The sequence below is a fragment of the Bariatricus sp. HCP28S3_D3 genome (assembly GCF_052065755.1).
Lineage (GTDB): Bacteria > Bacillota > Clostridia > Lachnospirales > Lachnospiraceae > Allocoprococcus.
Genome location: NZ_JBQHTK010000009.1, coordinates 26,564 through 41,364, shown reverse-complemented (window position 1 = coordinate 41,364; position 14,801 = coordinate 26,564). Strand labels below are relative to the sequence as shown.

Below are 14,801 nucleotides of genomic sequence, written 5' to 3'. Positions count from 1 at the left end.
TACAATATTTATGTTTCCATCATCCCCTAGAAAGAGTATAATGAAAAATTGGAGCAATTCTATCAAACAGTAAACCGAGTTACTTACTTACACATATGGAGAAAATAATATGCAGAATAAGAAATGGAAAACATTCAATAAACTGACGGCAAAATGCTATAACAATATGATTCGTGAAGAAGCGGATGGAAATTGCTGGCAGCAGGCGTTCGAGCTTCTGAAGGAAATTGTTCGCGAAGAAAGACAGAATAATCCGAATTTTGCATCCGAAATAGAAATGATCGATGATATTACCGATTATGAATACGATATTCAGGGATGGATTGAGGATTGCTTTGATGAGATGGATATGAGAGGCGAGCATGAGATACTGCTGAAAATGTGCGATGATTTGCTCACTATGTTCAGCTGGCCGGACTATACCGGTTCTGATTTGAAATTCAGAAAATCATCTGCCCTCGAATCGCTCGGACGAACGGAGGAAGCGGTTCGATTTTGTAAAGAGTGGATACAGAAAGAACCTGAAAATATTATGGCGGCAACGGCAGGAGTTTACGCTTATATAAAAACAAAAGAATTTGATGCAGCGGAGAAGCTGGTGGATCAGTTTATTTTTGATAAAACAGATTGTTTAGATGAAAATGATATTATGTTTACGGCTGCATCTAAATTGTATGAAGCAGAAGGAAAGAAAAAAGAGAAAAAGCAGATCGACAAGGCGATTCAGAAATACGAAGAGTATCTGGAGAAATATTTTGATTTCCCGGATTTTGACGAGGAAGACGATGACTTTGATTTCTTTGATGAAGATCTGCCGTTTATGTAAAATTGCTTTATATAAAATAAGCGGTCTGGAAACAATTTGCAAACCGGGGAACAGAGGATATAGGAGATGAAACAAGTAGAAATACAGAAGCGACTGCGTTTTCGAATTACGAAAAACGGATTTTTGTTGGATGAGCAGGAAGGGGAGTTCTCGGAGAAAATTCTGCCGTGGAGGGAAAAGTTCGAAGCGGACAAATGGAAGGCGTTATATGGAATCGGAGCCAGGTTTGATGAAAATCCACTTCTTTTCTTGGAATTGCGCGGAAAGTATGCTTGAAAATGCAGATGCACCCAGTGAAAGGATCATAAATGATGACCACTGGGAGAAACTGTTTGGTGTATTGTGAGCATAATGCCATTTGCATGATTTTGCACAGTAGAAAATCCCTGTATAGATTCTGAAAACTATACAGGGATTTTTGCGTCATGCATATCACAATTTGGGAGCTTCCGGTTAATTGTGAGCCGCCTCCGCCTCTTCTTTCGTGCGGTGAACCGTTCCAGCCGGGTGGTGGGGCGGTGCATAAATCGAAGAAACTTTCAAAGGCGTTCTGCCAATATTGATCACATTATGCCATGTTCCGGCTGGAACAAAAATGGTATCATCCTTGCAGACTTCCATCTGAAACTTCAATTCATTTTTGCGCTGCCCCATTTTCACCAGCGCCATTCCCTGTTCGATCCGAATAATCTGATCCGTTTCCGGATGAATTTCCAGTCCAATATCTGAACAGACAGGAATGCTCATCAGAGTCATCTGTGCGTAACGGCCCGTCCAAATGGCAGTACGGAAATTGGTGTTGTTCATTGCTTTTTGCTCGACATTTGTTACATATGGTCTGAAATCGTGAGATATATGTGGTGTGCAATTGCGAGGTATCATAGAAATAACCTTTGACGCTTTTGATATATCATATGTATTTATTTCGATTTTGGTGACCGGGCGGGGATGGGTGAACTGGAGGGACGGGTACATATCTGCAAAAGTGGCTACCGTACCCGCCCCAGTCATTTTTTCTGCAATTGTCAGTTGTCTTAAGAAGGATAAAGAGATAAAATGATGTATATCCGATGCGCAAGACTTTGGAAGGAGCAGCGAACGAAAGAAACGGATAAGAGGTATATAAAATGGCAGGGTTAGGAACAGCTATCAATACGGCGGGCGTGATGAAGATTGAAAATGGCGCACTGGTGAGCGGGCAGGCAATGATGGTCGTCCTCTGTATCGCGCTGGGCGCTCTGGTCGGAGAAATGATCAATATCGAAGAATGGTTTGAGCGGTTTGGCGAATGGTTGAAGAGGAAAACCGGAAATGCAAAAGATAAGAATTTTGTAAATGGTTTTGACTTGTTCTCTTGGGAAAGGATGCGTGTTTTCCGCAATTCCTGTTTTCGTGTTCGAAGGTGCGATCACGTTGCTGGCAACACTACTGAAACCGATCATGACGGATCTCGCGCTGAATTATCTCTCTATGATCGGTTCTATTTTGATCTTCTGTGTGGGAATAAATTTGGTCTGGGGAAAGAAAATGAGGGTTGCAAACAGGCTTCCGTCACTTGGGTTTGCGGTCATAGCGGCTTTTTTGCCGATTTCATATTAAGTTAGAATCTGGATGAGAAAATATGCTTTACTATATAGGGAACGCAATCAATAACGGGAACAAAGAAATTAAAAGATTTCTAGATTAATGAATTAATAGAGATACGATATAATTATACTATATTGGAGGGGGGAGATAATCATGGCAAGAAAAATAGAGGTTGTGGACTATAATCCGGAATGGGATAAACAGTTCAAAGAAGAGGCGAAAAAAATAAAAGCAATCCTGGGAAAAAACTGCGTGGAAATTCATCACATCGGCAGTACTTCTGTGAAGGGATTAAAGGCAAAGCCGGTGATCGACATCATGCCTGTGGTCAAAGACATTTCCCTTGTGGACGGACAGAATGCACAGTTTGAAGCTCTTGGATACGAGTGCATGGGAGAATTCGGCATTCCGGGAAGGCGCTTCTACAGAAAAGGCGGCGATAACCGGACGCATCATATTCATATTTTTCAGAAAGATAATACTGCCCAGATCCAGCGGCATCTTGCGGTGCGGGATTATCTAAGAAGCAACAAAGAAAAAGCAGAAGAATATGCTAAATTAAAGACAAAACTTGCAGAAGAATTTACCTATGATAATGACGGATACTGTGAAGGAAAAGACGCATTTATGAAGGAACTGGAGCAGGAGGCGCTCGCATGGCAGGAGAAGCAGAACCATATCGGAACCTGCATGTCTCTTGGAATGTGTTTCGGTGTGGCAATGGGAAGTGCGTTCGGAGCTACATTTGGAAATATGTCACTCGGAATGTGCTATGGTATCGGCATAGGGATGTGCCTTGGTCTCGTAGTCGGCTATGCAAAAACGAAAAAGTAGAGGGAAAAATGGTTAGAAAAACGATAGAGAATTTCAGTATTTATCAGATCTGTGATTCGGGACAATGCTTCCGTATGACTCCGATTCATGGCGAGACGGATCCTGCTTCCGGAGAAATCCGGATGCAGGTGATTGCAGGAGACCGGTATCTCGAAATACTGCAAAATGGAAAAGAGTGCATGTTCGATTGCACCGAAGAGGAGTTTGAAGGCTTCTGGAAAGAATATTTTGATCTGGAAACGGATTATGCAAGTTATATCGCACAGATCAATCCGAATGATACTTATTTGCTAAATGCGGCTGCATTTGGTTCCGGAATGAGAATACTCAGACAGGATTTATGGGAAATGATCGTGTCCTTCTTAATTTCCCAGCAAAATAATATTCCAAGAATCCGCAAATGCATTGAAAATATTTGCCGGGAATATGGAGAAAAGAAGGAAAATGCCAAAGGGCAGACTTATTATGCATTTCCAAAACCGGAAGCACTGGCAGGACTTGACGAGGATGCGCTCAAAGCATGTAACCTGGGATATCGCAGCAAATATGTGATGAGAAGTGCCAGAAGCATCGTTTGCGGCGAAATCGATTTAGATGCGATCCTGAACATGTCCTATAAAAAAGCGAAAGAAGAACTTCTGAAGCTTTTCGGTGTAGGGGTGAAGGTGGCGGACTGTATCTGCCTTTTTGCACTGCATCATCTGCAGGCATTTCCGGTGGATACCCATATTCATCAGGCGATGGAGGCGCACTATAAGCGGGGCTTTCCAAAACGCCGATACAAAGGAGTGGAAGGTGTGCTTCAACAATACATTTTCTATTATGAACTGGCAGGGACACCATTAGAAGCAGGTAAACGATCAAAGCAATGAAATCGTTTCCTGTAGAGACAACGTAAACAGACAGCAAAAAGGAGGAGACCGAAATGATGAATGTAGTAGGAATGTTGGATGAATTACAGACAAGGGCAGCGCATAACGAAGAGTGGAAACGCCTCCTGCTGGCGACCAGGGAAGAAGCGGAGCCACTGTCAGCATTTTGCAGAGTCTGCAGAGAACTGGGATATGAACTCTATGAAATGGATGTGATCTGTGCCGGGGAAGAATTTCATGCAGCGATGAAGAGAAGTACCAATGGCGGAGGAGAGAACTCGCCGAAGCTGGAATGGGAAGATGATTTTTATGAGCTCTTTTTTGCTGGACTGGAAGGGAAAAGACATTAAACCTGCAGATGGAACGGCATTTTCAGAAGAATATCGTTCGATGCAACTGATAGGTGACAAATTATACAGCGCAATTGGTGGTTGTCAACCGGAAAATATCCTATGATACAGACATACCCGATGAGAAAAAAGCAACGGGAAAGTTTCTTATCAGAAAGGAAGGTCAGAAAATGATTTTAGCAGAAAAGATTATGGAAATGAGAAAGAAAAATGGCTGGTCGCAGGAAGAACTGGCATATCAGTTGGGCGTGTCACGGCAGTCTGTTTCAAAATGGGAGTCCGGAGCATCAATTCCGGATCTGGAGCGGATTCTGAAACTGAGTGAAATCTTCGGAGTCAGCACGGATTACTTATTAAAAGAAGAAATCGAGCTGGCACCTGACATTGTAAATGTACAGGCAGAGCTGGTAGAAGAGGGAGCAGTGCTTCGGAGAGTCAGCATGGAAGAGGCCACCGAATTTATGGAAGCACGAATCGGCTCCGCCAAACAGATGGCATTGGCAGTGATGACCTGTGTTTTGTCGCCTGTTCCGCTTCTTGCACTGGGAGTACTGGCAGAAGAGACAAAAATCAATATTTCAGAAAACCTGGCCGGAGGGGCAGGACTGATCATACTTTTACTCATGGTAGCGGCGGCCACTGCATTTTTCGTATTACACGGAATGAAGATGGAGAGATTCGAATACCTGGAAAAAGAACAGTTCTCGCTGGAATACGGTGTAGAAGGAATTGTGCGCAAACGCATGGCGGAATATGAAGGAACCTACCGAATCTGTACGATCGTCGGAATCGTTCTGTGCATTCTCAGTGCCGTCCCACTTTTTGCCGCACCGATCGTAACCGATCGGGATCTGGTATATATGTGGTGCGTGGTTGTGCTCCTTTGCATCGTATCTGTAGCAGTATTCTTATTTGTAGTCTCAGGACAGACGAGAGGTTGCTATCAGATGCTCCTTCAGGAAGGCGATTACACCTACGAAAAGAAAATGGAGCAAAAGAAAACAGCACGAATCAGCAGCATTTACTGGTGTGTTATAACAGCAATTTATCTGGGAATCAGTTTTTATACGAATGCATGGCACAGAACCTGGATCGTCTGGCCGTGTGCCGGAGTCCTGTATGCGGCTGTGATCGGAATCGCACTGATTGTGAAAGGTGATGAGAGAAAGAAATGTTGAGGTTGCGAAATTCCGCGACCTCATTTATAATAAAATCACTACAACAATAATAGGGAGGAAAACTTGTGAAGAACGAATTAGTAATTGTCCTCGATTTCGGCGGACAGTATAATCAGTTAATTGCAAGACGTGTCAGAGAGTGTAATGTATATTGTGAAGTTCATCCATATACTCTGAGCCTGGAAAAGATCAAGGAGATGAATCCGAAAGGAATCATTTTCACAGGCGGACCGAACAGCGTTTATGATGAAGCCTCACCACGTTATGAGAAAGCAATCCTGGAACTCGGCATCCCGGTGCTGGGTATCTGTTACGGCTCACAGCTTATGGCATATCTGATGGGCGGAAGCGTAGAAACTGCTCCGGTGAGCGAATATGGCAAAACAGAAGTAAAGGTAGATCCTACATCCGTTTTATTCAACGGAGTTTCTGAATCTACCATTTGTTGGATGAGTCACACCGACTACATTGCAAATGCACCGGAAGGATTCAGAATTACCGCAACAACGCCGGTATGTCCGGTAGCTGCAATGGAATGTGCAGAAAAGAAATTGTATGCAGTTCAGTTCCATCCGGAAGTTATGCATACCCAGGAAGGAACAAAGATGCTCTCCAATTTCGTTTATAAAGTGTGCGAATGCAAAGGAGACTGGCAGATGGGATCCTTCGTAGAGAAGACCATTCAGGATGTACGCGAAAAAGTCGGAGACGGAAAAGTGCTCTGCGCACTGTCCGGCGGAGTTGACTCTTCCGTGGCAGCCGTACTTCTGTCAAAAGCAGTCGGAAAGCAGCTCACCTGCGTATTCGTAGACCATGGCCTTCTGCGTAAAAATGAAGGCGACGAAGTAGAAGCCGTATTCGGGCCGGAAGGACCATACGACCTGAATTTCATCCGTGTAAACGCACAGGATCGTTTCTATGCAAAACTCGCCGGCGTAACCGAACCGGAAGCAAAGAGAAAGATTATCGGTGAAGAATTTATCCGCGTATTTGAAGAAGAAGCAAAGAAGATCGGTGCGGTAGACTTCCTCGTTCAGGGAACCATTTACCCGGATGTCATCGAATCCGGACTTGGAAAATCCGCAGTGATCAAGAGCCACCACAATGTAGGCGGACTTCCGGACTGCGTGGATTTCAAAGAGATCGTGGAACCGCTCAGACTTCTCTTCAAAGATGAAGTGCGCAAAGCCGGAAGAGAACTTGGAATTCCGGAATACCTTGTAAGCAGACAGCCATTCCCGGGACCGGGACTTGGAATCCGTATCATCGGGGAAGTAACGGCTGAGAAGGTGAAGATCGTTCAGGATGCAGATGCAATTTACCGGGAAGAGATTGCGAAAGCTGGCATCGATACCGGACTTGGACAGTATTTTGCAGCACTTACCAATATGAGATCTGTCGGAGTTATGGGAGATTTCAGAACGTATGACTATGCAGTGGCGCTTCGGGCTGTAAATACGAGTGACTTTATGACCGCTGAGGCGGCGGAAATTCCGTATGAAGTGCTGAATAAGTGCATGAACAGGATTATTAATGAGGTGAAAGGGGTTAATCGAGTCATGTACGATTTGACCTCGAAACCGCCGGGGACGATTGAGTTTGAATAGTAGGCGGTGGGCCAGAAAGCCTTATTTTACGGGGCTTCCGGGCTTCGGCCTTTGAAAATTGCATTTTTATTGCATTTTTTTAATTCACCTGCTTATGATACTCAGCTGTGAACTGATTGCTTGTGTAATCAGCCACACTTTCTGTTGCAGGTGTATAGGTAAGTTTTCCTGTCAGCTTCTTTGCTACTTCAAAGTTGCTGTTTGGATATAAATGCCCATAGGTTCCCAAAGTCGTTTGGATTTTTTCGTGTCCTAAACGGTCTTTGATGATTAATGGGTTTTCTCCCATGCTGATTAACAGGGAAGCGTGGGAATGCCGTAAGGCATGAATTTTAATACGGTGGACACCAGCAAGATTTGCCAGCTTTTCCAGGGCTCTTGGCAAAGTTGTCTTGCTGGTGGGCGTTCCGTTATAGCTTAATACGAAATTACATTTTGGTAGAACTTTCTGTTGAACTTCTTTCCATTCTTTCAGTTCTTTTATCGTATCATCATCTATAACGATATCCCGAATACCTGCTTGCGTTTTTGGCTCTACAAATTTATAGTCGGTCATGGTTTTGTAGTAAAGATTCTTGTTGATGCTGAGAACGCCTGTCTCAAAATCAATATCTGACCATTGCAGTGCTGCCGCTTCTCCGATTCGCATTCCAGTCATAAATAACAACCAGTAGGAAATGAACAGATAGTGTTCATAATAATCTCCCTTATACAGAAGAGAAATGACCTTCTGGAATTCTTCCAGTGTCCAGAAATCAATTTTCGGTTTTCTGCTTTTGACATTTCCGATCATTCTGGCCGGATTTTTCTTTGCAAGTCCCAGAACGATAGCTCTGTCAAATGCGACTGCAAGCATTCCCTGTATAATCCTCACATAATTTGGGCTGTAGTTTTTTGCCAGTTTTAATTGCCAGTTTTGCACATGAATTGGCTCAATTTTGTCAGTATTCATCTTATAGAAATAGGCAAAGTGTTTTTCAATGGTAGCATATCTGTTCTTGTATGTACTTTCTTTTACCTGGGTTTTATACCAGGGAAGATAAATCTCTTGAATAAATTTTTTGAAAGTCACTTCCTCTTTCTTTTCAGTAAGCTCATCTGGTGTAGACAGAATAAGCTTTGAATATTCTGCCCGAGCCTCTTTCTTTGTTGCAAATCCACTGCGATATTTTTGTATTTGTTTCCCAGTTACAGGGTGTTTTCCTAAGTTCGCCCTGAAATAATAGGTTCCGTTAGTTGCTTTCTTGATTGGATCTTTTGCCATGGTTACACTCCTTCTCTAATGCAAGAAGTACACTTAGTTTTCAGTATCTGGCAAAGTGATTCCCAATAATTCCTCAACCGCTTCCTTTGGCACCCTGTCCAGTTTCTTTGATTGATAATAAGTATGGCCCTTGGCAATCATCAGCTTTTTCGCTTCCCGGATAATATCTGCTGAAAAAGAAGGACCATAACCTAACTTTATCAAATCACTTTTTGTTACTGTAATCATTCTGCTCCTTTCTACGGACAGGATAAAACTTCAATACCTGTCCATTATTATATCAAGTTTAGAGTAATTTTACTATTGTAAAATAGCCTGACGAAAAATGGTGTAAATCTCACAGAATCCAGTTCCTATGCCCTTCCAGGCCACGTAGAAGGCGTTACTATGTAATCTTAAAGCTGCAGGCACGCAATAAACGCAGGCACTATCTGCAGCACCTATATCAATCTTCTGAGAGGTGTATGCAATTATCAAGGTACAACTTGGGTCTTGCCCATTTACTTAGAAATAGTCATGAAATTTTGGAGATTGGAAGAATTTTGGAAAAAAATTAAGCTGCCATAAAAGGCAGCCTGTAAGAAACATTAGGGATGTTTGGCGGTTAATCTTTTGAGAATGGATATAACCGCCATCATATCATCCTCATCCAACTGTTTTAAAAGATCGTTTGCTTTTTGATAAAGAGGTAAGTTATGAATCCTTTCATCAAAGAACTCCTGTGGTGTAATATCAAAATAACGGCATATTTCATAAAACTGGCTCATGGAAGGCAGGGAACGTCCGGAGCTGATATTCTGGATGTAACTTTTATTTTTACCAAGATCAAGACTCATTTGATATTCGGATACATTTTTTCTAAGGCGCAGCTCTGTGATTCGGTCTGCAATATATTTTTCATCCATTTTTTCTCACCTCGTTTTCTTTATTTTAATCTATTTACGAAAGTGAAATTACGGATTAAAATAGGTGTATTAAAAGTAAAGAGAATAATATTATTGATTATATCCGTAATTTGCGGATATAATACAACATACATGATCATATACACAGAATCTGGCGGATTGCAGACGTTTATTTAAAAAGTTATCAGTAAAAAGATGTGTTATGTGTATGATTTCGGGGTATGATGTAATAGAGGTGAGTCAGATGAAAGTAATCGGAACAGAACAGGAAATCGAATGGATTAAGGAAGCCTTGCAGAACAACTGTGAGGGATGTCCCCTTTCTGCATTGTGTGCAGGAGCTGCTAAGAAAGACAGTGAGCAGTACGGAAAGGTAAAACAGACATGTAAAGAATTCCTGGGTGAGCATATTGTTTTTATTACAGAAAACAATATATAGTATATACAGAATTGACACAAACAATATATTGTGCTACTATACTGATATAGTTTGTTTTTTATGCATTCCCTTGTAGGGAAGTTCTGGGATTGTGTGAATCCCGGAATCAACAGGCAGAGAAAAACTTCCTGTCTGGCATAAGCTGTTTATGTTTGTATAAAGTGTCACTATGCGGTGTGTATCGCGGTAGTGATGCTTTTTGTTTTATTAGGTAAAATACCAGAGATTTAGGAATGAATGGAGAAATACTCTTTTCATTCCTTTTTTAATTTGTTTAATGGCAAATGATGCAGCCAGAACCAGCTTTGAGCTGTTTATGGATAAAATTTTATTTTAAGAAAGGTGGAAAGACACATGAATGAAACAAAAATTTTTGCAGATGCGTATCAGACGACATTTGCAGACCCAAAGGAGATGCTGGAATTTCTAGCACAGAGAGCAAAAGAATCTTCCTGGATCCGTAAGCCTACAAGAACACTGCGGCTGGTTCCTGCTATTCAGGAAGCAGGTAAAATGAAGGACACAGTAGGAAAGAATTGGGAAGAGATTCTGGAAGATACTGAGAATAACACCCAATTGGCATTAAAAATTAAGGGCGAGACCTATCCGGTGCGTACCTGTGCAATCCGGACAATTCTGGATCGGGCAGGAATTTCTGGTTCCGGGCTTAGAAAACTGGAAACAGCAAATTATGCGAAGGTAGTGAATTACTGCCTGAAGGTAGCGAAAGGGGATGCTCTGATTAAGATTGCAGATGGAAAAGTATCTGCAGTTCACGGTGGAGATCATCATGATTACAGCATATTGGATATGCGGGCAGTATTTGAAATGACCATGCAGTTTCTGAATACCAATTTTCCGGGAAACAGTTACGTGGAAGGTTCCGGAATGTTCGATCATTCCATTGTTTCCGCAATGTGGGAACTTGGGGGAAATCAGGAACTTCTGGATACTTACAGGGATGCTTTAAGTGATCATGGTATTAGCGATAATATCATTGCACCTGCTGTAAGGCTTACTACATCAGATGTGGCGGTAAGCGGTGCAAATCTGTATCCGATGCTGACTTGTTCCAGCAGTGGCAGGACGATCAGTCTTGGCAGTCCAATTAAACTGGCGCATACCGGCGGTGCTGATATGACACAGTTTCTGGCAAATTTAAGAATGCTCTGTTCCAGATATCAGGATGCAATTTCAGATATAACAAAATTAATGGATATTGAAATCCGTCATCCGCTGAATTGTATTCGTTTATCGATGAAACGCCTGGGAATCCGAAAAAAGTTGATCAATGATGTGGCGGAAATGTTCGAGTTCCAGAAAGGAAACGGACCCTGCACTGCACATGACATTTATTTTGCTATGAACGAAGCATCGTTCTTTGCAGCCTGTGAAGGAATGCAGGGGGCAGCAATCATTAATCTGGAAGAACAGATTACCCGTGCATTGGCTTTAGACTGGAAAGAGTTTGATGTAGGTGGAGCAATCAAATGGTAAGGCGAAAAGAAAAATAAGAAGGAGGCAATAAAGAATGACAGGGTTGAATTTGAATTATGAACCGGAGATTGTAGTGGATATCAGTGGACTTACGAGAGAGGAATGGCTTGATTATCGTAAAAAGGGAATTGGTGGCAGCGATGTAGCCGCCATCATGGGAATCTCCCCGTTTGCGACAATCCGGGATCTATATAACAACAAGGTGGGAATCCTGCCTGCTATTCCGGAGGAAGAAGAAAGTAACTGGGTTGCAAAGGAAGTCGGGCATCGGCTGGAAGATCTTGTCGCAGAAATTTTTGTCAGAAAGACAGGACTGAAGGTATTTCCGGTAAGAAAAATGTTCCGGCATCCTCTGTATCCGTTCATGCTTGCAGATGTGGATTTTTTTATTTTATTTCCCGATGGTACATATGGAATTCTTGAATGTAAGACCTGTAATTACAATGCAAGTAAGAAATGGGATGATGATGCAATTCCGGATAATTATGTGCTCCAGGTCAAACATTATCTGTCGGTCATGAACATGCAGAAAGCTTATATTGCATGTCTGTATGGGAATAATGAAGACGAATTTGTATTCCGTTATCTGGAGCGTGACCTGATGGATGAAGAAGACATCATAGAACAGGAAGCATTCTTCTGGGAGGAATATGTTGAAAAACATGTGGAACCACCGTATAACGGAAAGACAGACCTCATTTTAGATAGTATTCGGAGATCTGTGGGATATGCGGACATTAGTCTCCCGGAAATCGAATTATCATGTCTGGAATCTAAAAATCTTGAAAGATATCTTGCTTTAGCAGAAGAAAAATCCCAAATTGAAAAAAGAAAAAAAGAGATCGAATCGGAGCAGCGTGCGATCAGCGTCCCTTTTGTGGAGCAGTTAGGAGCCAGATGCAAAGCTATTTTAAAGGATGGTACGAATTGTTACCGGATTACGTATAATCCTACAAAACGTACACAGATCGGAAAAGCGCAGATGGAGAAGCTGAAGATTCAGCATCCTGATATTTATGAAGAATATGCGAAGACAACTGAGAGCAGGACATTTCGTATAAAGAAGGAGGCTGCATAATGTTTGGCAGATTCAAACTGGAGGGATGTGGAAGATGCGATGCAGATATGTGAATAAGATCTATATGAATGAAGGAAATGGCTTTACTGTAGCACTCTATTGTACCCAGGATACGTCCGTGCCATTGTCAGCAAGGGATAAGTATCTGGCATCCCGAAAGATGATTGGGTTTACTGCCGTAGGATATAATTTGCCCCTTACAGACCAGATTGAACTGGAAATGGAGGGAATCTGGGAAAACGGAAGTCATGGCCTGCAGTATAAGGTGGAATCCTTTATGGAAATTGTTCCAAGGACGAAAGAAGGAATCATAGGATATTTAGCATCTGGTGCAATAAAAGGCGTCAGACAGAGGACAGCGGAAGCCATCTATCGTCAATTTGGTCTGGATACGCTGGAAGTCATTGAGAAAACACCGGAGAAACTGCTTTCGATTCCAGGAATTTCAGAAAAGAAACTCCGTGGGATTATGGATTCCTTTGGGAAGAACCAGGTGTTTCGGGAGCTGATGACCTTTCTGGCTCCTTACAAAGTGACACCAAAGAAAGTGAATCTGATCCTACAGACATTTAAAGATGAATCCGTGGATATCATCCGGAAACGCCCATATATGTTATGTGCAGTCAAGGGATTTGGATTCCTGACAGTGGATAACATTGGCAGGGCACTCGGAAAGACTCTGAATGATCCCATGCGTATTTCAGGGTGCATCAGTTACGTGCTAAGTGAGGCTATGAAGGAAGGGCATCTTTATCTGGAACAGGAGATTCTAACAGAACAGGTACTGGAAGTGTTGAATAAAGATCTGACTTTTCAGGCAGTGACCGTTCAGGATGTGAGCAATGTACTCTACCGTCTGGTTATGCAGAACAGCATTGTGTTGGATGATGAAAAGGTTTATACCTTCCGCCAGTTTGAAGCAGAGGAGCAGACCGCAGCCATGATAGCAAGGCGGATTCTTTATCCTATGGAATCGCTTGATGTGGAGACTGAACTTGTACAGGCGCAGAAAGTTCTGAGAATTACACTGTCAGAAAAGCAGAAACAGGCGGTCCGGATGGTGTTTGCGAATCCCATCAGCATCATTACAGGAGGTCCGGGTACCGGAAAGACAACTGTTTTAAAGGTGATCCTCTATATCCATGGCATGAAATGTAAGTCTGAAGTGCAGTTAATGGCACCGACCGGCAGAGCTGCAAGACGGATGGCAGAAAGTACGGGTAACCAGAACGCCTCGACCATGCATATGGCAATGGGGCTTCTGGGAGAAGATTATACGGCTGAGTTTGCCTATCTGGAGGCAGGGTTTGTCAATGTGGATGAAACATCCATGGTGGATATGCGGCTGGCTTATGAATTCTTCCAGAGAGTCAAAGGAAATACAAGAATCCTTCTCGTGGGGGATGTGGACCAGCTTCCTTCGGTGGGAGCCGGTGATGTATTTTGTCAGCTTATCCAATGTGGGCTGATACCGGTCACAATGCTTGACCTTGTGTATCGTCAGGGTGCCACAAGCAACATACCAGTGAATGCAAAGCTGATGCAGGAGGGAAAAACCAACCTGATTCTGGGTGATGATTTTGTGTTTGTGCCCTGCAAAGGGACAGAAGAAACTGCAGATACCGTAAAGAGACTCTATCAGGAGGAAGTCATCCGAAATGGTCACGACAAGGTGCAGATCCTGACACCTTTCCGGGTAAGAACTGCAGCTGGTGTGGTGGAACTGAACCGCACACTGGAGGATATCATCAATCCACCAGTCAGTGGAAAGAAGGAACTTGTGATTGGAAAAGACGTATTTCGGGTTGGGGATAAGATCATACAGAATAAAAATACTGCTCTTATCAGCAACGGAGATATGGGAACCATTCTGGATTTTTATGAAGACGAGGAAGGCAACCCCAAGATCAGTATCCAATTTACGGAGAACCGGATGATAGAGTATGAGCTGGAGCAGATGGAAATGATTGAACATGCAAATGCGATTACGGTTCACAAATCACAGGGATCAGAGTGCCCGGTGGTAATAATTCCATGGGTGAAGGCATTCTATGTTATGCTGAAACGCAATATTCTCTATACTGCAGTTACCAGGGCAAAGTCCAAAGTGTATCTGGTCGGGGATTGGAACGCAGTATGTCAGGCGATTCATACTGATGACAGTGGAAAGAGAAATACAGTGCTTGCAGAGAGAATCTGTAGCTATTATGACCAGTATCAAAGCCGGAATAAGCCTGCGCAGGAAATAGAACAGTTAAAACTTGCAGTATGAAAATTTGAAGAAATATTACAATCTCAGAGAAATGCAGACTATTACTCTATGTAGGGTTTTCGTCTGCTTTTATTTTGAACAGAAATCGAAAG

At 42.7% G+C, this 14,801-nt stretch carries 16 protein-coding genes; 12 read left to right on the top strand and 4 right to left on the bottom strand.

Annotated features, from left to right (window positions below; genetic code table 11):
* Positions 1 to 109: 109 nt before the first annotated feature.
* Positions 110 to 826: a tetratricopeptide repeat protein gene (locus ACTNB3_RS08200; protein ID WP_441025027.1), complete on the top strand. Its 717-nt coding sequence runs from the start codon at positions 110 to 112 to the stop codon at positions 824 to 826.
* Positions 827 to 892: 66 nt separating this feature from the next.
* On the top strand, positions 893 to 1,102 hold the full coding sequence (locus tag ACTNB3_RS08195) for a hypothetical protein (RefSeq protein WP_441025026.1): 210 nt from the start codon (positions 893 to 895) through the stop codon (positions 1,100 to 1,102).
* 177 nt (positions 1,103 to 1,279) lie between these two features.
* Here ACTNB3_RS08195 and ACTNB3_RS08190 read toward each other — a convergent pair whose 3' ends face one another.
* Positions 1,280 to 1,633 carry a cupin domain-containing protein gene (locus ACTNB3_RS08190; protein ID WP_427808835.1) on the bottom strand — a complete coding sequence of 118 codons (354 nt, stop codon included), beginning with the start codon at positions 1,631 to 1,633 and terminating at the stop codon, positions 1,280 to 1,282.
* A 320-nt stretch (positions 1,634 to 1,953) separates the two neighbouring features.
* Between ACTNB3_RS08190 and ACTNB3_RS08185 the strand changes: the two genes are divergently transcribed.
* From ACTNB3_RS08185 to guaA, 6 genes are all read left to right on the top strand, one after another.
* A complete protein-coding gene (locus ACTNB3_RS08185) occupies positions 1,954 to 2,430 on the top strand; it encodes a DUF554 family protein (RefSeq protein WP_441025024.1) in 477 nt (158 codons plus the stop codon).
* Between the two features lie 136 nt (positions 2,431 to 2,566).
* Positions 2,567 to 3,247, top strand: a complete 681-nt coding sequence (locus ACTNB3_RS08180) for a GrpB family protein (RefSeq protein ID WP_441025023.1) — start codon at positions 2,567 to 2,569, stop codon at positions 3,245 to 3,247.
* Positions 3,248 to 3,255: 8 nt separating this feature from the next.
* Positions 3,256 to 4,119 (top strand): DNA glycosylase, encoded by an 864-nt coding sequence (locus tag ACTNB3_RS08175; protein ID WP_441025022.1) that lies wholly within the window; start codon positions 3,256 to 3,258, stop codon positions 4,117 to 4,119.
* 53 nt (positions 4,120 to 4,172) lie between these two features.
* The gene (locus ACTNB3_RS08170; protein WP_441025020.1) at positions 4,173 to 4,469 is read left to right on the top strand and encodes a hypothetical protein; all 297 of its coding nucleotides are present in this window, start codon (positions 4,173 to 4,175) and stop codon (positions 4,467 to 4,469) included.
* 170 nt (positions 4,470 to 4,639) lie between these two features.
* Entirely contained in the window at positions 4,640 to 5,647 is a 1,008-nt protein-coding gene (locus tag ACTNB3_RS08165; RefSeq protein WP_441025019.1) for a helix-turn-helix domain-containing protein, read from the top strand.
* A gap of 65 nt (positions 5,648 to 5,712) precedes the next feature.
* The gene (guaA, locus tag ACTNB3_RS08160; protein WP_441025017.1) at positions 5,713 to 7,254 is read left to right on the top strand and encodes a glutamine-hydrolyzing GMP synthase; all 1,542 of its coding nucleotides are present in this window, start codon (positions 5,713 to 5,715) and stop codon (positions 7,252 to 7,254) included.
* Positions 7,255 to 7,333: 79 nt separating this feature from the next.
* Here the strand turns inward: guaA and ACTNB3_RS08155 are convergent, their stop codons facing one another.
* The 3 genes from ACTNB3_RS08155 to ACTNB3_RS08145 all read right to left on the bottom strand — a co-directional run bounded on the left by ACTNB3_RS08155 (position 7,334) and on the right by ACTNB3_RS08145 (position 9,423).
* Positions 7,334 to 8,518 (bottom strand): tyrosine-type recombinase/integrase, encoded by a 1,185-nt coding sequence (locus ACTNB3_RS08155; RefSeq protein ID WP_441025015.1) that lies wholly within the window; start codon positions 8,516 to 8,518, stop codon positions 7,334 to 7,336.
* A 33-nt stretch (positions 8,519 to 8,551) separates the two neighbouring features.
* Complete coding sequence (locus tag ACTNB3_RS08150) at positions 8,552 to 8,746, bottom strand: DUF3173 domain-containing protein (protein ID WP_154322052.1); 195 nt, start codon at positions 8,744 to 8,746, stop codon at positions 8,552 to 8,554.
* A 359-nt stretch (positions 8,747 to 9,105) separates the two neighbouring features.
* Positions 9,106 to 9,423 (bottom strand): helix-turn-helix domain-containing protein, encoded by a 318-nt coding sequence (locus tag ACTNB3_RS08145; RefSeq protein ID WP_235251190.1) that lies wholly within the window; start codon positions 9,421 to 9,423, stop codon positions 9,106 to 9,108.
* 244 nt (positions 9,424 to 9,667) lie between these two features.
* Here ACTNB3_RS08145 and ACTNB3_RS08140 point away from each other — a divergent pair, with 244 nt between their 5' ends.
* The 4 genes from ACTNB3_RS08140 to recD2 all read left to right on the top strand — a co-directional run bounded on the left by ACTNB3_RS08140 (position 9,668) and on the right by recD2 (position 14,709).
* On the top strand, positions 9,668 to 9,862 hold the full coding sequence (locus tag ACTNB3_RS08140; RefSeq protein ID WP_154322054.1) for a 2-ketoisovalerate ferredoxin oxidoreductase: 195 nt from the start codon (positions 9,668 to 9,670) through the stop codon (positions 9,860 to 9,862).
* Between the two features lie 354 nt (positions 9,863 to 10,216).
* Positions 10,217 to 11,359 carry a transposase gene (locus ACTNB3_RS08135; protein WP_441025014.1) on the top strand — a complete coding sequence of 381 codons (1,143 nt, stop codon included), beginning with the start codon at positions 10,217 to 10,219 and terminating at the stop codon, positions 11,357 to 11,359.
* Between the two features lie 34 nt (positions 11,360 to 11,393).
* Entirely contained in the window at positions 11,394 to 12,437 is a 1,044-nt protein-coding gene (locus ACTNB3_RS08130) for a YqaJ viral recombinase family protein (RefSeq protein ID WP_441025013.1), read from the top strand.
* Between the two features lie 34 nt (positions 12,438 to 12,471).
* Positions 12,472 to 14,709 (top strand): SF1B family DNA helicase RecD2, encoded by a 2,238-nt coding sequence (gene recD2, locus ACTNB3_RS08125; RefSeq protein ID WP_441025012.1) that lies wholly within the window; start codon positions 12,472 to 12,474, stop codon positions 14,707 to 14,709.
* Positions 14,710 to 14,801: the final 92 nt, after the last annotated feature.